This is a genomic window from Vibrio sp. 704 (assembly GCF_033339295.1).
On the sequence record NZ_JAWOUH010001064.1, the window covers coordinates 1 to 507 of the forward strand.

Here is a 507-nt window from a genome sequence, read left to right on the forward strand (position 1 = left end):
ACTGGATGAACACTTCCACCCAAAGTACAATGGCAGCCGACATAATAGAGTCAGTAGGAAATTATGAGTAACACGACGGCGAAAAAGTCGAATCCCCTATTCGAGATCCTTTTTAACGTATTCATCCCTTCGTTCATCTTGATGAAATACAGTGGCGAAGAGCACCTAGGAACCGCAATGGCACTGGTTGTCGCTTTGCTCTTTCCTGTGGTTTACGGCGGTATGGATCTCATCCGCAACAAGAAATTTAACTTTATCTCAGCACTTGGTTTTATCAGCGTATTATTAACTGGTGGCATCGGCTTGTTGGAGCTTGATACTCGCTGGTTAGCCTTGAAAGAAGCCTTGATTCCCGGCCTGATCGGCATCGCGGTATTGGGCTCCACTTTTACCCGCTACCCATTGATGCAAAAAATGGTATTGAACGACACGGTTTTGAACCTCGCGTTGATTAACGAGCGTTTGAGAGAAAATGGTAAAACTGATGCGTTCGAACGTTGCCTAATG

1 protein-coding gene is annotated in these 507 nt (G+C 45.4%); it reads left to right on the forward strand.

Annotated elements, in window-relative coordinates; all coding sequences use genetic code 11:
• Window positions 1–63: 63 nt before the first annotated feature.
• Window positions 64–507, forward strand: a 444-nt coding sequence (locus R7R24_RS30665; RefSeq protein ID WP_318120711.1) for a VC0807 family protein, incomplete at its 3' end; no start/stop codon positions are given.